Origin of the sequence: Aliivibrio sifiae, assembly GCF_002954705.1 — a bacterium.
Classification (GTDB): domain Bacteria; phylum Pseudomonadota; class Gammaproteobacteria; order Enterobacterales; family Vibrionaceae; genus Aliivibrio; species Aliivibrio sifiae_A.
In genome coordinates this window covers 1,258,311-1,276,013 of record NZ_MSCO01000001.1, presented here as the reverse complement: position 1 = coordinate 1,276,013, position 17,703 = coordinate 1,258,311, and the positions used below count along the sequence as shown (strand labels likewise).

Annotated in this window: 12 protein-coding genes; 1 reads left to right on the top strand and 11 read right to left on the bottom strand. The window is 37.9% G+C overall.

Annotation, left to right across the window (positions count from 1 at the left end):
• Positions 1-3: 3 nt before the first annotated feature.
• The 4 genes from BTO22_RS05660 to pheS form a co-directional block, all read right to left on the bottom strand.
• Positions 4-1,017, bottom strand: coding sequence for a succinylglutamate desuccinylase (locus tag BTO22_RS05660; RefSeq protein WP_105054638.1), 1,014 nt, complete (start codon positions 1,015-1,017; stop codon positions 4-6).
• Positions 1,018-1,400: 383 nt separating this feature from the next.
• Complete coding sequence (locus BTO22_RS05655; protein ID WP_060990903.1) at positions 1,401-1,697, bottom strand: integration host factor subunit alpha; 297 nt, start codon at positions 1,695-1,697, stop codon at positions 1,401-1,403.
• Between the two features lie 786 nt (positions 1,698-2,483).
• Positions 2,484-4,871 carry a phenylalanine--tRNA ligase subunit beta gene (gene pheT, locus BTO22_RS05650; protein ID WP_105054637.1) on the bottom strand — a complete coding sequence of 796 codons (2,388 nt, stop codon included), beginning with the start codon at positions 4,869-4,871 and terminating at the stop codon, positions 2,484-2,486.
• A 17-nt stretch (positions 4,872-4,888) separates the two neighbouring features.
• Positions 4,889-5,872: a phenylalanine--tRNA ligase subunit alpha gene (gene pheS, locus BTO22_RS05645; protein ID WP_045102137.1), complete on the bottom strand. Its 984-nt coding sequence runs from the start codon at positions 5,870-5,872 to the stop codon at positions 4,889-4,891.
• 317 nt (positions 5,873-6,189) lie between these two features.
• On the opposite strand from pheS, the gene BTO22_RS05640 reads away from it, so the two are divergent.
• Positions 6,190-8,388, top strand: coding sequence for a TonB-dependent hemoglobin/transferrin/lactoferrin family receptor (locus tag BTO22_RS05640; protein ID WP_105054636.1), 2,199 nt, complete (start codon positions 6,190-6,192; stop codon positions 8,386-8,388).
• A gap of 76 nt (positions 8,389-8,464) precedes the next feature.
• Here BTO22_RS05640 and BTO22_RS05635 read toward each other — a convergent pair whose 3' ends face one another.
• The 7 genes from BTO22_RS05635 to hutZ form a co-directional block, all read right to left on the bottom strand.
• Positions 8,465-9,175 (bottom strand): hypothetical protein, encoded by a 711-nt coding sequence (locus BTO22_RS05635; protein ID WP_105054635.1) that lies wholly within the window; start codon positions 9,173-9,175, stop codon positions 8,465-8,467.
• A 28-nt stretch (positions 9,176-9,203) separates the two neighbouring features.
• Positions 9,204-9,935, bottom strand: coding sequence for a hypothetical protein (locus BTO22_RS05630; protein ID WP_105054634.1), 732 nt, complete (start codon positions 9,933-9,935; stop codon positions 9,204-9,206).
• Between the two features lie 27 nt (positions 9,936-9,962).
• On the bottom strand, positions 9,963-10,694 hold the full coding sequence (locus BTO22_RS05625; protein WP_061028585.1) for a hypothetical protein: 732 nt from the start codon (positions 10,692-10,694) through the stop codon (positions 9,963-9,965).
• A complete protein-coding gene (locus BTO22_RS05620) occupies positions 10,681-13,947 on the bottom strand; it encodes a T6SS effector BTH_I2691 family protein (protein WP_105054633.1) in 3,267 nt (1,088 codons plus the stop codon). The genes BTO22_RS05625 and BTO22_RS05620 overlap by 14 nt, the downstream gene beginning before the upstream one ends.
• Positions 13,944-14,798, bottom strand: a complete 855-nt coding sequence (locus tag BTO22_RS05615; RefSeq protein WP_105054632.1) for a DUF4123 domain-containing protein — start codon at positions 14,796-14,798, stop codon at positions 13,944-13,946. Before BTO22_RS05615 ends, BTO22_RS05620 begins: the two co-directional genes overlap by 4 nt.
• Entirely contained in the window at positions 14,798-16,882 is a 2,085-nt protein-coding gene (gene tssI / locus BTO22_RS05610) for a type VI secretion system tip protein TssI/VgrG (protein ID WP_105054631.1), read from the bottom strand. The genes BTO22_RS05615 and tssI overlap by 1 nt, the downstream gene beginning before the upstream one ends.
• Before the next feature lie 283 nt (positions 16,883-17,165).
• Positions 17,166-17,696: a heme utilization protein HutZ gene (gene hutZ / locus BTO22_RS05605; RefSeq protein WP_105054630.1), complete on the bottom strand. Its 531-nt coding sequence runs from the start codon at positions 17,694-17,696 to the stop codon at positions 17,166-17,168.
• Positions 17,697-17,703: the final 7 nt, after the last annotated feature.

Genomic DNA, 17,703 nt, shown 5'->3' with positions numbered 1-17,703 from the left:
GCGCTATTGAGTCTTAGTTTTCTCTATTTTTTGAACCAACAAACACGCTCGATGACCGTTTTCTACGTTGGCATTAGGGAAGACAACGCTTTCTCCTCCTGCTTGAGCGGTATATTGCACATCGCCATCGGTAGCAAGTAAGTCGTTTTCAGTAAATAAAGTGAAGTTAGCCAGATCGCTAGGGAAATGAAACGAAAATTGTTCACTATTTTTCATAATGCTGCGTGTTACTTGATATTCCACCAATGTCGAATCAACTGGAACCTGTTCGAAATAGTCAGCATGACTGAGCATATCTCTTAATGCTTCATTAAATTCAGAAAGCAACGCTAAGTCGTTCTCTCCCATTCTTGAGACTTTACCTAGTTCAACGGTTGCTGCATGAGCTCCGTGATGCTCTGCACTGTACCAACTAAACGTTGAAGCCGGTGCTTCTGAAAACAAACATGCTTCTATTTTGCTACGTGATAGGAAATCTAATAATAACTCTGAGCGCTTATAATGTTGATTATGTGGATGTATTGCAAAAGTATAATGTTGAGATGAACGAATTGCGCAATGTAGATCTAAATGCCACTTTTCTTCTACATTATGCTTGGTAAAAAAGCTATCCACACTTCGCATTAAACGATTGGCTAAGTCGATCTCAACAATGGTTTTGTTTTCATCTTGATGGTGAGCAAAGAGTCTATTTAAATTGGTATCAATAAAACGAGTATGTTGATGTGTGGCTGCAGGATGCCCATAGATAAATAAGCACGGATGTGACAGTGACAATTCACCGCTTTGAATATCTTCAATGATAGTATCAAGCAGTTCTATTGGAGAGGTTTCATTACCGTGTATTCCCGATGATAAAACAACGGCACTGTGAGAGTCAAAATCCAAATGAGGGATAAACTCGACTACCCCACGGCTATGCCATATAGCTTGAGTGCCATTAGCAAGTAGCCAAGAGCTTTTTTTAAAAGGCGTAGATAAATCTAAGGTATTTTGAATAAATGAAATATGATCCATTGGTACTTCTCTTTCTTGATAAAATATTTAACCAAAAAACTGTACCATTTAAGCCATGTTAAATTAACAATTTAAAAACAATTGTGTGAATTAACACCGATGTAACGGTTATCTAATAGCAATCGTAGTAATACAAATTCCAATCATTGTCTGATCATTTTACTGGTTAAATCACTCAATAATTACGTTAAAAGTTATTATTGCAGAATAGCTACTTATAAGAATTTTTGCCTTACTCTTAAGTGATTTTCCTGCGTAAGAAATAGATCATCTAATTAATTACATTGCTATAACTAACTGAATTGAGGTTATTTAGATAACAAAAAAGCTGTACAACATAAATGCTATACAGCTTTCATTTTCTTTAGCCAAAGATGGCAAGATTATTTTTCTACCGGTAGACTCTCAACACGAGCTTTCAGTTTCTGACCCGGTTTAAAAGTAACAACTCGGCGTGCAGAAATTGGAATATCTTCCCCAGTTTTTGGGTTACGTCCTGGTCGCTCGCTCTTTTCGCGTAGGTCAAAATTACCAAATCCAGATAATTTTACTTGCTCGCCACTCTCTAGAGCTTGCTTAATCTCTTCGAAAAATACTTCTACCGTTTCCTTGGCGTCGCGTTTACTTAATCCAACTTTTTCAAATAAGGTCTCAGCCAAATCAGCTTTAGTGAGTGCCATAAAAACTACCCTCAAGTTACGTTAGACATAGCTACAGTTTTTACTGTAACTGAAAACTGAACAGTTAGAACAATGACTTAACATTGGTTCCACTCTTGACAGTGTATGCCAACCGACTGATTTTCGCCAACTTTTTTCTAAAAAATCATGGCACACTTATGAGATAGAGATCAAATTTATAAGCTAATTACCCTAAGATATCTTACATCGGGCTATGCTAAGTCATTGAATTGGTATATAGCACTGATTTTGGTTATTTTTTTAGTTTATTAATCTGTATGTAAATTTGTGATGTTGACCAAGAAATTACTAACAGAATTAAAAATAAGCCATCTGATTGATTGTGAAGTAATTAGTTTTAAGGGGTAAAAAACAAAGATGCATAAGTTAACTACTGTTTCAGGATTATATACTGAAACGGTTTTTTACCTCTACTGCTGATGTTAAAAAACTGAAATAATCATATTTTATATTGATTAGATGAATATTCTTATACTTATTACTGTTTTTTATACCAATGTAATACCAATCGTAGTAAATAACTGATCATCCTAGCTAGTTAAAATACTCGATAACTGCGTTGAAATTTTTGATTGTAGAATAACTACTTATCGAAGCTATTTGTCGAAAAGTGCCGCCTTGTTCTCAAGTGTTTTCCCTGCGCTATTTCTGATCACTTACTTACTGTGATTGGTATAACTAATTAATAAAATTACAGATAAAAAAATCCAGTGCCAACAAACGTCAGCACTGGATTTTATATTCTTTTGTTAAAAAAGAAGTCGATTAGTCACGCAGTGTTGCTGAGAATTTCTCACCAATTACTGCAACGATAGCGTCAACAGCTGAAGTGATATCAGCCTCTTCTAGCGTACGCTCAACAGATTGAAGTGTCAGTGCGATTGCAAGACTCTTCTTACCATCTTCAACACCTTGACCACGGTAAACATCAAACAGTTTTGCGCTAGTTAATAGATCGCCACCTGATGCTAAACATTCAGCAACGATGTCACCAGATGCAATTGCTTCGTCTGCAACGATCGCGATGTCACGACGGTTTGCAGGGAACTTAGATACTGCAGCAGCTTCAGGGATAACACGAGTGTTGATTGCGTCCCACTCGATTTCAAACATGATTGTACGACCGTTCAAGCCAAACTTACGCTCTAGCTCTGGGTGTACTGTTCCGATGAAACCAACTTCTTTTCCGCCAACAACGATAGCTGCTGTTTGGCCTGGGTGAAGTGCTGGGTGTTTAGCGGCTTTAAACTCATACGCTAATTCGTTAGCAGTTAGTTCAAGAACAGCCTCTAAATCGCCTTTAAGGTCGAAGAAATCAACTGTGTTTGTTGCGATATCCCAATGCTCTTCACCACGAGTACCAGCGATGATACCAGCAAGCATCATTTCTTGACGCATGCCGTTTTCTGCTGATTCTTCAGGAATAAAACGTAGACCAGATTCGAATAAACGAACGCGTGGTTGTTGACGTTTTTGGTTATGAACAACGGTGTTGATCAAACCAGTCCATAGGCTTAAACGCATTGCTGACATGTCTGCTGAAATTGGGAATGGCAGAATTAACGGCTCAATTTCAGGCACGATCAGTTTTTGTTGCTCAGGCTCTACGAAGCTGTAGGTAATTGCTTCGTGGTAACCACGGTCAACAAGAAGATCACGAACACGCTTAAGCGGCTGGTTTGCTTCTTTATGATCGTTCATGTTTAGTGCAGCAACAGGTGCTTGGTTTGGAATGTTATTGTAACCGTAGATACGACCTACTTCTTCAATTAGGTCTTGCTCGATTGCAATATCAAAACGCCATGATGGAGACGTTGCTGTCCAACCTGTGTCAGTGCTTTCAACTGCACAACCTAGACGAGTAAGGATCTCAACTACATCTGTTGATGGGATGTGATGACCTAATAGACCGTCTAGTTTACTGCGACGTAATTCAACCGTGTTTGCTGTTGGAAGATCTGCGTTAGATTCTGCTGCAGAAATAGGCGCTACTTCGCCACCACAAAGTTCAACAAGAAGCTGTGTTGCACGCTCCATCGCTGTTGCTTGTAATGTAGAGTCAACGCCACGCTCAAAACGTAGAGAAGAATCAGTGTGTAGACCGTATGCACGCGCACGACCACGGATGTGATCTGGTGCGAAGAACGCACACTCAAGCATGATATCTGTTGTTTCAGAAGTAACACCAGACTCTTGACCGCCAAAGATACCAGCAATTGCTAGTGCTTTGTTTTGGTCTGCAATAACTAATGTATTGTTGTTTAGCTTCGCTTCGTTGCCATCAAGAAGAGTTAGTTTCTCATCTTGCTCAGCCATACGAACCACAATACCGCCGTCGATCTTAGACAGATCAAACGCGTGCATTGGTTGGCCTTGCTCAAGCATTACGTAGTTTGTGATATCAACAATCGCATCGATTGAACGAATACCACAACGACGCAGTTTCTCTTGCATCCAGATTGGCGTTTCAGCTTTTGCGTTCACATTCTTGATAACACGACCAAGGTAACGTGGACACGCTTCAGTTGCCTTAACTTCAATAGAAACGGTATCTTCAATGCTTGTCGCTACCGCTTCAAGAGTTGGTTCTGTTACGTCTGCACGGTTAAGAACGCCTACTTCACGAGCTAAACCACGAATGCTGAAACAGTCAGCACGGTTTGCTGTTAGGTCAACATCGATAGCAACATCGTTAAGCTCAAGAAGCTCACGAACGTCCATACCTAATGCAGAGCCTTCTGGTAATTCTAAAATACCGTCAGATTCAACATCAATACCTAACTCAGAGAAAGAACAAAGCATACCGTGTGATGGAACACCACGTAGTTTTGCTTTCTTAATTTTGAAGTCACCAGGAAGTACAGCACCAACCGTTGCAACTGCAACCGTTAGACCAAGACGACAGTTAGATGCACCACAAACGATGTCTAAAAGCTCTTCTTCGCCGATATCAATTTTAGTTACACGAAGTTTGTCTGCGTCTGGGTGTTGACCACACTCAACCACTTTACCTACTTTAACGCCGGTGAAAACACCAGCAACAGGTGCAACTTCATCAACTTCCAAACCAGCCATTGTGATTTGGTGAGCTAGCTCTTCGCTGTTAATAGCAGGTTTAACCCACTCGCGTAGCCAAGATTCACTGAATTTCATAAATTTCTAGCCCCGAATTACTTGAATTGTTTAAGGAAACGAAGGTCGTTCTCGAAGAACGCACGAAGGTCATTTACGCCGTAACGAAGCATAGTTAGACGCTCAACACCCATACCAAACGCAAAGCCTGAGTATTTTTCAGGGTCGATGCCAACAGAGCGAAGTACGTTAGGGTGAACCATGCCACAACCTAATACTTCTAACCATTTGCCATCTTTACGCTTCACATCAACTTCAGCAGAAGGTTCTGTGAATGGGAAGAATGAAGGACGGAAACGCACTTCAACTTCTTCTTCAAAGAAATTACAAAGGAAATCGTGAAGAATACCTTTAAGTTGTGCAAAGTTTACGTTCTCATCAACTAACATACCTTCCACTTGGTGGAACATTGGTGTGTGAGTTTGATCGTAATCGTTACGGTAAACACGGCCCGGAGCGATAAAACGGAATGGTGGTTTGCCATTTTCCATTGTACGGATCTGAACACCTGATGTATGCGTACGTAGCATTAGATCAGGGTTAAAGAAGAACGTATCATGGTCAGTACGTGCTGGGTGATCGTCTGCAATATTTAGTGCATCGAAGTTATGGAATGCATCTTCGATTTCAGGGCCAGATTCAGTGCTGAAACCTAATTCACCAAAGAATTGCTCAATACGCTCAACGGTACGAGTAACTGGGTGTAAACCACCGTTCTCGATACGACGGCCAGGAAGGCTTACATCGATAGTTTCAGCAGCAAGTTTCGCTTCAAGCTCTGCAGTTTGAAGAGAGTCTTTACGTTCAACTAATAACGTTTGAACCGCTTGCTTTGCTTTATTGATCAGTTGACCTGCTTCACGACGCTCTGAAGGATCTAGTTTACCTAGACCTTGAAGCTGAAGTGTCAAATGCCCTTTTTTACCTAAGTATTGAACACGGACTTCGTCCAGAGCGACTAAAGAGCCTGCTTGTTCAATTTCTGCCGTTGCATTGGCAATGATCTCGTCTAGATGTTGCATCGTTTCCTCATCCACTTATTGGTGGTATCCGTTGCGAGTAAAATACATATCAGCACATAGTAATAAATCACGGCGCTAAATCCAAACTGAATTGGATAAAATAGCTAATCTAATAGAAAAAAGTACTTTTCTTAGCCAAATGCCTGTCGAACACTTGTCAATTCCCCTCTTTTTATATGGCTATCATTTTTATTTTATTCAAATTTTCACGTCATAGAACAAAAACACAAAAGATCAAATGAAAACGATAGTAATTATCATTCGCAGTATGTATCATCTTTCCGAATTATGAGACCAGACACTTTCAAGGAATTAACATGTCTAATAAAAAAACACTTTTAGCCGCCTCTATTTTGATTGCCATTTCTCCCACTCTTCATGCTGAAACCTCTTCTAATGGGAATGCAACGATGTTTGATGAGGTTGTTGTTTCAGCCACTCGAACAGAACAAAACATTAAAGATGTATCGAGCTCTATATCAAAAGTTACGGCTGCTGATATAGATAAAACAATGGCAACTAATGTTCAAGATGCTTTAAAATATACACCTGGTGTAACAGCTAATGGCGGTGGTCGTTTTGGCTTATCTGGATTTACAATTCGCGGCATGAGCGATAGCCGAATTAAAGTACTCGTGGATGGTGTCCAACAACCTACCCCGTACAACCCAGGCTCAAACGAACAACGTAAATACCCAAGTACGATTGAGATTGATACGCTAAAAGCGATTGAGGTAAATAAAGGCCCCTCTTCTACGCTTTATGGCTCTGATGCACTTGGTGGCACCGTCCTAATGGAGACTAAAAATCCTGAAGATATTTTAAGAACCGAGGGAGACGAAAACGCTTTTGAAGTAAAAACAGGCTATAACAGCGTAGACTCAAGCACAAAGACAACGGGTACTTGGGCAATGCGCGCTGCTGAACTAGAAACTCTAGTCATGCTAACGTATAAAAAAGGCAGTGAATCACAAACCCATTCTAATGGTGCTGATATTGAAGGCCCAGATCGTGGAGCAGCAAACCCAGCGGATGCACAAATTGGTAACCTATTAGCAAAAGCCTTTTACCAATTAAATGATTCGCATCGCATCGGCACTACTGTCGAGTATTACACATCACAATATGATGAAGATGAACTTTCCCAAAATGGTTATTCTATGATGAGTAGAGGGGTACCTATCATTACTTATTACGATAACTACAATAAGGATACAACAACTCGATTACGCGTTGGTTTAGAGCATGAATGGACAGCTAATAATGCGCTATTCGATACGCTAGAATCAAAATTAAATGTACAACAAACTGAATCATTATCTGAAAACTATGATACTTCAACTGGGCCTTACGGCAGTGGTCGCCGTATGCGTGAACGTATTGCCAACGATGATTCAATCCAATTTGACGCACAGTTTGATAAAATTGCCGAGTTTGGAGAAGGATTCCATCAAATCACTTACGGTCTAAGCTTTAGACAAAACAAGTTTGCAACTGAAAACACCGATTATAAATACGACCAAGGCACATCTGGCCCCGGACATACCGATATGCCAGATGCAACAATGACTCAATACGGTATTTTTGCACAGGACCAAGCTTTCCTACTTGATGAACAATTAGTGCTAACTGCTGGTTTACGTTATGACTCATTTGAAGCAAAACCTGAAACCAATGACGGCTTTAAAACAGAATATCCTGATAGCAAAAATGACGCATTTACGGCTAAATTAGGTTCGGTTTATCATATAAACAATAACTTCAGTGTACTTGCTCAAGTAAGCCAAGGCTTTAAAGCCCCTACTCTGCAAGATATGTACTACTTCTATGACAGTGGTACCGTCATTGATGCCAATCCTGATCTTAAAGCTGAAAGCAGTATCTCTTATGAAACAGGTATTCGAGCACAATCTAATGCTGCACAAGTTGAGTTAATTGCTTTCTATAATGATTACTCTGATTTCATCAACCAACAATACTTAGGTAAAGTCGTTGGTGGCCCGAACGATGGAAAAGAACATTACACGAAAGAGAATATCGACTCTGTAGAAATTTATGGTGTTGAGTTTAGTTCTACTTATTTATTAGATGAAGCATTTGATGCACCTCAAGGTACTTATTCTAAGTTAAGTATTGCTTATGCTGAAGGTCGAGATAAAAAGACGGGAGCATCAATAGACAGTGTAGCTCCACTCACTTCAAATCTAGGTTTAGGTTATGACTCTGTTGGCTATACTTACGGTGCTTTATTAAATATAAATATGGTTGCGGCAAAAGATAAATGGTCAAACGTTGGTCATGAAAACATTGATGTTGCAGGCTACACCTTGGTTGATTTAACCGCTTACTACAAACCAATGAAAGATTTAACGCTTCGTGGTGGCTTATTCAATGCGCTTGATAAACAGTACTGGCTATACAACGACATGATTGGGACTGAAGCTGGTGATGATGGCATTGACCGTCAAGCTCAAGCAGGTCGTAACTGGGGCATTGAGTTAGATTACAAATTCTAAAAATGAATAAAATTCAACGTTAATTGGCTAGTTCAAAGCGGCGTCATCGCCGCTTTTTTTTATGTTTTTTGTATTATTATTTTGGTATTTCAGAGGATTCAAATGGACCGTAGTTATCTATTTCCTTAGGGTGGTTTATTTCAATGTATCTACTTTTACGAAATACCTTTAATAGATGATTCTTTATCTCTTCTCGGTCTTTAGGTAAATAAAATAGCCATTCGTATGAAGCATATAAATCATATGGATGGCTTATAATTGCAAAAGCATCCTCTTTTCTAATATCAAATAAAGTATATTCATCAGAAAAAAGTATGTATGACTTGCTGATTTTTGACTCAAACCCTGTCATTTTAAATGACAACAATGCACAGGCGCCAGCCCCAATAAAAGCCATGGGCCCTATTATAGTTACAGCCAAAAAACTTACCGCCACACCAAACCAAGCAAAACCTCTCATCACTTTATACGCCATTTCAGGGATTATCTGTTCTGTTGTAAAGTGAATGCCTTTTTCCGTTAAATAAAAACAAATATGCTCATCAGCAAGAAATAAATAACGTGATACCAGAGCCATAGCTATACCCATTAGCAATAACGGAATTATCGTCTCACTATCTTTAATAAGTAAATAGAAACCACCATAAACAAATAGTGATGAACCAATAGCAATCATCCAGCGCAAAGCATAACTAGCCCTATCGCACCTAATAGCTTCCCATTGATAAATAATAGGTAATTCTTGAAGTTCACGCTCAAGTTCTAATTCATTGTCTTTATCATGCATTATTTAACCGCATCCTTACCATTTCACATCAATCCTGATCCATAGGATGTAAGAACTCTTTATATTTATAATGGGAATAAATATCATCTTCTTCCTCTACCTCATAAAAATGACCATTTGGATAGAATTCCCTTAAGGTATTGAAAATTTGATTAATATTTTTACCATTACTGATAAAACCATTCCCTGAAACTAATAAATCTGCATTGGGTAGTATTGATACATAATTTGCTTTTGAAGACTTTATTATCACAGACTCCTCAAAATACAAAGTTTCAAACATCATAGGTTTCAGCCTAAAGTTAACCAGTTTGAATGAGAGTAATGCACTGGCCCCTGCCCCAACGAACGCCATAGGGCCAACAAAAACAACGGCAACTAAACATACAACAACACCCACTCGACCTATCATTCGTATGCATTGATAAGCGTACTCTGGTACCACATCTGCCTGCTCGGTTAATATTCCGTTTTTAGTGAACTTGTAAATCCGCTTTATGTCTGCAGAACCAAAAAAGATGAAAAACAATGTCATGAAAATGGTAAGTAAACTAAATGCCACCACACCACCTGTATCTAGCATATCTTGACTAAAGTCATATAACATCCAACTCATAACACTAAAAAAACCAATACCAGCAAAATACCCCAAATATTGATGCTCTATGGTTTCATACTCATAAAGCACTTCTTCGTTATATAAGGCCATTCTCATGGTTTCTATTTTGTCTGTATTTTCTATATCTTTATGAGTTAGCATTATTTAACGCATCCTTGCAATGTCACATCAATCTTGACCCATTGGGTGTAAGAACTCTTTAAATTTTTCATGCTCATAAATATCATCTTCTTTCTCAACCTCATAAAAATGACCATTTGGATAGAATTCTTTTAAAGTATTAAAAATATCATCTACATTATCTTTATTACAAAAAATACTATCCAATGACAAAAACAACGTTGAGTTTGGTGTGATATCAATATAATTTTCTTTGTTTGCTTTAAATATCGCGGACTCATCAAAATACAACGTTTCAAACATCATAGGTTTCAACCTAAAGTTAACCAATTTGAATGAGAGTAACGCACTGGCTCCTGCTCCAACGAACGCCATAGGGCCAACAAAAACAACTGCAACTAAACATACAACAACACCAACTCGGCCTATCATTCGTATGCATCGATAAGCGTACTCAGGCACCACATCTGCCTGCTCGGTTAATATTCCGTTTTTAGTTAACTTGTAAATCCGCTTTATGTCTGCAGAACCAAAAAAGATAAAAAACAATGTCATGAAAATGGTAAGTAAACTCAATGCCACCACACCACCTGTATCTAGCATATCTTGACTAAAGTCATATAACATCCAACTCATAACACTAAAAAAACCAATACCAGCAAAATACCCCAAATATTGATGCTCTATGGTTTCATACTCATAAAGCACTTCTTCGTTATATAAGGCCATTCTCATGGTTTCTATTTTGTCTGTATTTTCTATATCTTTATGAGTTAGCATTATTTAACCTCACAATTTCTATACCTAAATTTGTATTTTTTGAATAGTCATTAAATGAAGTAATCTTATTTATATTTATATTTAGATTTATATCCCCACTACCACCTTGAAAGCCGGAATAAGAAATAACATGAGGTGTTCTATTGGCTAAAACATCTAAATAAATAGTTATATTAGAAATATCTTCTGAATGGTTCCGTTCAATTTTCATTTTATAACAATTATTATCATTATTTACTTTAGTAAAATTGACTTCTACTTCTGATTGGTTGACCTCATTATTTCCAATGAAATTATAATGTTTTATTGCTTTTTTAGATGAGCTTTTAATCACTTTAATTCCAAACCATTTATCAGATAAGTAATCAGGTAACTCAATAGTTAACGTCCATTGTTTGTCTGAATCAGAGCTTGACTGATACGTTCTAACTATTCCGGTGTCTATCTGGGCAACAGGTTTATTTAATATGTTTTGCAAGTTAACTAGCTCAATTTCTGGTGCCCACTTAGCCGTCTTTACTCCCCATATGGATTGCACTAACCACAACTCCATATCGGTTCGTTTAAACATATTAATAAATACGGTTGCAGCAATATAAATTACACCAAAAATAACCAACCCTATAACCATCCAAGGAGCAAAAATAGCACCAATGGTTCCATTCATAAAACATGATATTAATTGAGTAGAATAAATAAATGCTTGGCCTACTAATGATCCTGATTTTAGAATCTCTGCCATCCTTTCTTCTTTGGACAAAAGAGGACTATCTAAGCGTTTATAGACATAATAAATTTCAGACACACTGGCGATTAATCCAGTAACAGCTACTAATCGAGTTAGATTTACAAATTTAGTAATGAGTTTTTTATTTGATACAAGAGCTTTATTTCTTTGTAATTTCAATAGACGCTTATCTTTCATCACTTCAGCCCATGCAGCGTCTCTTGATACCAAGGCGCACGCGTTTACTGTCCAAGAAGCCGTATAAACAACCTCTGCGGCGACTGATTTATATTCCTCTGTCGTCTTACTCTCTTGGTTTCTTTGAAGTAAATTTGAAAAAACGGTTATTGAATTCCAAATATTTAATGCTGCAACAACCCCATTCCAACTTGCAGACCCTTTCCACTTCCTTTCTGAAAAACTAACAAGATCTGCTTTTGTATTCTTATATGCAGCCCAACTCTCTGCCACGCCTTTGCTGATTGCTCCTTTTACGTTTACCATTGAGCCGTTTTGTGAAACCTTAAGCATTTGAGGCATGTTCTCTGAAATAAATTCAGACGTTTTTTGTACTAACACGGCAGCAAATTGTTCTTTCCGAATAATCGCAGCCATTGTTTTACTGTTAGATAATAAAAACTGATCATATTTTTTATTAAATGCCGCCAGTTCTTTAGGGTAATTAGGATTTACAGAAACAATAAAACTGCTATCTGCTAGATTTTCCATGATGAGAACTCTGAAACGAGTCATAAAACTAAGTGCACTGAATTGATTAGTTCGAGGTTGGATTGCGTTGAGCATCTCCATCGAAGGTCGAAATTGCAATATCGGATTGGTTTTATTACTGGCAATAAATGCAGCAAACACGGCTTTAATATCGATATGAAGCAGCTTATACCAATCAGAATCTTGAATTCTTACGTCACCTGTTAATGTATCGAATTCTGATAATCGAGTATGCAGTGCGATCATGTCACTAGGACTGCTCATATTAAGTGCAGCTCCACCTTCAGAATAAGTGGTTAACTCATTCACCACTTCTTTTGAGTAAGCAAATGGGGCTAATGCTAATAGATTGTTTGGGTTACTCAGATCTAACATTTCTTCTAGATAATGCTTAATCTCAGGAACATTAAAACCCGATTGAACAAGCTCGACGGTTATTGGTGAAAATAGTTCAGATAAATAACGTTGACCAACCTCTGTTTGATTATCAATCCCGAAATACATAGGGTCGATACCCATCTGTTCAATGGCATCTGTTACCTCTTTATGCTGATAAACTAACTTACTGTTTAATATTTCTACTTCTGATAATTTGTCGTATTTTTCAAATAGGTATTCATTTAATTCATTCCATCGAATTTCATCAAAATTTCGATATTGCCTTTTCCATTGAGAAGTATGTTCCTTTTTGATTTCAAAATTAAACCGCTCTTTTATGGTTTGTTTTTTCGCTTCTAACGCCTTATACCATGAGGTATTTTCTACCCCTTCGCCGACATGATATTCATAAGATGCTGAAGATTGTTGGACATTTTGCTCTTGATATAAATACTCATTTATCTCTATTTCTAGTTTTAACCGTTCAATTGGATCTGATTTAATATTTTCAGGAAGTTGATCATCACTAAATGTCACCCTTGCTAAAGATCGTGTTAATTCAGCCATTTGAGCTTTGTACTCATCCTCCTCTGTCCCTTGTAATTCAACAATACGAACGTATGTTTCTGACAACTTCAAAAACAGATCCGTTATATCAGCCAACTGATCATCCAGTGCGATATACAAAGCGCTGTTCTTTTCTAGTAAATCACATTGATAATCGGTTTCTAATACGGGTTTCTTATGGGTAGCGAGATGAAACTCATCATCAGAGGGATCATCATCTTTTAATGGTGAACATGTTTTTCCAAACAAGGTATCAGAGGGTTTTGGTGTACCAATATCAGCAACAGCATGGGCAAAATCACGCATGCCACCACCGTGTTCTATTTCTAATGTGTTTGAATAGGTTTTTAAGTCGACAATTCGCATCCATTCATTACGACATTGACTATTTGAGCGCATATGTTCACATAAACGCCATGTCCAACGTTGGTGAGAAAATGATATCGTTACCATGTCATTCTTAGAGTAAGACAAACAGCTTTTAGCCTCTCCTGCTTTCCCTCTCTCTTCCGGTGCTTTATCGGCTTCATTTGAGCCCCAATCCATTTTAATGAATTGAGTGCCTTTCACCTGATATTCATGAAAGGTTTTATCTTTATTGCTATAAACGTAAAGCCAACCGTCTCTTAATTGTCTTAATGTATATTTTGAATGAGCAACATCAAAAAAACCGTTCCCTTTATGGGTATCAAGTAATGAGTGTTTTTGCTCTTTTTCTTCATTATCCATATCATCAATCGCATAACGAACCGGAATGATGTCAATAACACCAAACTTTACAGGACAAGCCCCTGCTGGGTTTTTCGCATCTTTTTTACTGCCACACATGGCTGCATTGTTTGCTTCGCTCATTCTTGTAAATCCTTTTGTATAGAGTGACGATATTGATAGGCCAAATCCGCCGCTTGTTTGATTCTTTGTTCTGGGGTTTGCTGCGATGTTTGATAGATCAATTCGGTGATTTTGGGGTATTTATCGGTTGTAATCGCTTCTTTTCCTAAATAGCCCATCACATTCATAAATAGACAGACGTCAGTCTCATTTTGAAACCCTCTGCTGTAAGCGGCATCGAACCAATACTGAATCCATTTTTGTTTATCTATCACGCCCTCTAAACAATGTGGGAAGAAATACTCCACATGATTAAGTACATAGGCATAGGCATTTTCAGTCGCTAACTCTCCTAACGCTTGCCATTGTTCATCCGTTAAACGATAAGGTTTGATGCTTTTCATCTCAATGCAAGGCGATAGGTAATGTGCCCATCCCTTTTTATATGGAAGCCAAACGTCATCAATGTGTTGCCAATACCAATCTGTTCCTGTTGAGAATAAAATATTGGCACACCCTGAATCCGCGGATTTTAATATGATGGATGAACCATAAGGCGATTGAACCTTAATCAAACCTCTAAAATGCTCTGCAAGGCTTTCTAGATCTAACGCCGAACTGAATAAGAAACCGTCTAGTTGACCACGTTGACTTTCAAACCATTGTGCAATAGCAGGCGTTGCTTTTACCAAATAAGGAGAGACAGATATCAAATCATCCCAAGGCTCATACAAATAAAGAGGTTCTTGCTCGATCACCGTGTCTAATTGATACAATTGTTTTAATACGTCAACACTCTGACTTGTGTCTAGCATCAAATAGACGGAAGTGAAATCATCAATAGCCAAAGAATCATAGCACTGCATTTCCATTATTCTTGCCCCTGCTCTTGCTCACACTCCTCACAAACAGGATCCGATGTTTTTAGTGCTTCTATCTGATGAGCAGCGTTAATTTTACTTCTTGTGTATTCAGAGACCGTTGCGGTTTCAGCCACACTGCTTGCAGCTTCACTCTGCTTCATGACGGGTTGGGTTGCTGTAATACCTGCATACCCACTGCCGCTTCCTGCACTGCCGCCTTTATTTAAATCAATAGCCGCTCCAAGTAGATGAATGCCACCTGAATCTAACTTCATTGTGCTACTGCCTGTGGTGATGGTCAGTTCACTACCTGCATCAAGGACTGCTTTATTACCCACCTTAATGTGTAACTCGGTGCCTATTTGTTCAAGCCGACTTCCTTGAATTTTTTGTTGAACAGAGCCTGATACTTGCTGGTGTGCGTCACCTTTAATTGAGCTTAAATTATCTGATTGCACGGTCAGATGATTATCTTTGGTGATTTGATGAAATTGATCATGATGCACAACAGAGTGATCATCATTAAATATCTCGCTGGTACGGTTGTTTTGAATTTGGCTATCCATGTCTTTCGCTGCATGAATATAGATCTGCTCTGACGCTTTTTTATCCTCAAAGCGCAGCTCATTAAAATTATCTGCACCAATGGAGCTTGATGTTTTAAATGTACTGCGTGTTTTATGCTCTGGCAGTGTATATGGTGGTTTATTATTCCCGTTATATAACGAACCTGTAATTATCGGTTTATCTGGATCACCATGTAAAAAACTGACTATTACTTCGTGTCCTATTCTTGGTAATACAAATTGACCATATTGATTACCAGCCCAACCCTGCGAAGTACGAAGCCAACAACTGGTTTTTTCATTAGCTTGGCCATTTCTATCCCAATGAAATTGCACTTTTACTCGCCCATATTCATCACAATAAATCTCTTCACTTTCTGGCCCAGTCACTATCGCGGTATCGATATTACGAATGTATGGTTTTTTAACACTCGCTAATTTATACGGAACAAACCAAGGGGTAGCTGTAAAATCACAATAATAACAAGATCCACCATCAGCAAGTTCTTCCATTACTTGAGGCTGTATACCTGAATGTACAATCTTGGTTAATAACCAATTGATATCCCAATCAGGATTAGAGGCATTATTTATTGGTTGAAAATACCCTACTGCAAGCTGCGCACTGTTGCTACTACCGACCAGTTCCATAGAACTAATCCGACGTTGCTCTAGGTTCAATTTTGCTTGCTGCTTTGCTTTTGAGTAATTCGCTTGATTTGCTGGGTACTGATAATGGTCTAATGCAGTTTCACTACTTTGCTTATCTTGCTCTTGATGTTGTACTTCCCCCAAAATAGACTGAGATGGATGAGTAAACATATAATCTTTAACTGACGCTTTACCGACTTGAACTTGGTGCTTTACTTTAAGAGAGTGGATTGTATCCCCCTCTTGCACCATTCCACTGTCAGTAACAACCGATAATGGTGCTAAAGCGGTATACGTTTCTTTTCCATCTGAAATGATTAATTTAGAGCCAAGCTCTGTATGTTCAAAGTAAGAAACGAGTCCTTCCTCAGCCATTAATCGTGAAATAAACTGATCGTCTGATTCACCATATTGCACACAATAATCTCGGGGTACGTGTGTATTATATAATTCAATAACGAAATGGTGGCTCAGTATTCCTGCTTGTCGATAAATATCTGAAATGATTTCTGGAACGGATTTATTTTGAAAAATTTGAAAGTTTTTTCGATAATTTAATAGACTAAAAATAGGTACTAGAGTCAATCGGTAGGTACTAAAACGAAAAGAGGAACTCAACTGTTCTATCGATTCAATCACTCCATGTACATAACGCTTGGTATTCTCCGGCGCTTCTTGATTAAAATGTTGAATGACTAATCTAGCAGGCAATTGTAACCATTGTGCTAATTCTAAATCAGGCTCTTCACACACAAACGTAATATCAAACTGGTAGTTATCTCCTAATATTTCTTCACCTGAAAATTCATATACTTGAAGTGGTAATTCTATTGTTGCTACATCAAGTCCAAATTGAGTTTGATTTGCATCCTGCATATACATTCCGAATTTAATTTAAATAACAAATTAATCAATAACTTATTGTAATTAAGAACAGATAATATCAGTAAAAAACAAGATACCTATTTTGGTTAAAGATTATGCGATCAACGGCACTTTCACGCTTGAAAATCAATCAAACTAAAAATCGTGCCAATTTAATTGGTTTTTTATACGGTAATTATAGATATAGGAGTTAAAACGTGGGGTATATTAATTATAAAAAACCAAGCTATTAGTTAGCTTGGCCATAGATTAAGTCATCAAAATTACGTCCAAATTAAGCTGTCTCTCGCTTTTTATGACCTTCTTCCAAATGAACAAAGTCTACAAGATCATCGCCACTAACTTGAAAAGCTTGGCCAAATCCTTTTACAAATAGACCTTGTATTGGCTTTAATCTGAACATTTTAAAATCTTCTAATGAACTCAAACCATCAATAATCTCACCAAAACGACCTTTCATTTCTGAGACTGCTTGTTGCCATTTATCTTCACTACGTTCAACTAATATGGCTGTTGCATCAAAGGTCAGACGCTTACGTGCAAATAGTTGTTTAGACGTATCCTCATCTTCTACTAGCATTAATGAAACGTCTGGATTTTGAAGTAAATTACGAGCATGACGTGCGATCTCAGAAATCAATATATAGTAACCATCATCCAATAAAACAAATGGCGCATAGCTCACGTTTGGTTTTCCTTCACAATCCACGGTTGCTAATTGCAGCGTTTTACGAGAATCTCGAAACTCTTGAATTTCTGGACCTAGGCGATTTTGTAATCTTTCTTGCTTAACAGCTGAACTCATTTTTATT

Excerpts from the sequence above, each read along its gene's own strand:
- BTO22_RS05660 (WP_105054638.1), bottom strand. The coding sequence starts at position 1,017 with ATGGATCATATTTCATTTATTCAAAATACCTTAGATTTATCTACGCCT.
- BTO22_RS05655 (WP_060990903.1), bottom strand. The coding sequence starts at position 1,697 with ATGGCACTCACTAAAGCTGATTTGGCTGAGACCTTATTTGAAAAAGTT.
- pheT (WP_105054637.1), bottom strand. The coding sequence starts at position 4,871 with ATGAAATTCAGTGAATCTTGGCTACGCGAGTGGGTTAAACCTGCTATT.
- pheS (WP_045102137.1), bottom strand. The coding sequence starts at position 5,872 with ATGCAACATCTAGACGAGATCATTGCCAATGCAACGGCAGAAATTGAA.
- BTO22_RS05640 (WP_105054636.1), top strand. The coding sequence starts at position 6,190 with ATGTCTAATAAAAAAACACTTTTAGCCGCCTCTATTTTGATTGCCATT.
- BTO22_RS05635 (WP_105054635.1), bottom strand. The coding sequence starts at position 9,175 with ATGCATGATAAAGACAATGAATTAGAACTTGAGCGTGAACTTCAAGAA.
- BTO22_RS05630 (WP_105054634.1), bottom strand. The coding sequence starts at position 9,935 with ATGCTAACTCATAAAGATATAGAAAATACAGACAAAATAGAAACCATG.
- BTO22_RS05625 (WP_061028585.1), bottom strand. The coding sequence starts at position 10,694 with ATGCTAACTCATAAAGATATAGAAAATACAGACAAAATAGAAACCATG.
- BTO22_RS05620 (WP_105054633.1), bottom strand. The coding sequence starts at position 13,947 with ATGAGCGAAGCAAACAATGCAGCCATGTGTGGCAGTAAAAAAGATGCG.
- BTO22_RS05615 (WP_105054632.1), bottom strand. The coding sequence starts at position 14,798 with ATGGAAATGCAGTGCTATGATTCTTTGGCTATTGATGATTTCACTTCC.
- tssI (WP_105054631.1), bottom strand. The coding sequence starts at position 16,882 with ATGCAGGATGCAAATCAAACTCAATTTGGACTTGATGTAGCAACAATA.
- hutZ (WP_105054630.1), bottom strand. The coding sequence starts at position 17,696 with ATGAGTTCAGCTGTTAAGCAAGAAAGATTACAAAATCGCCTAGGTCCA.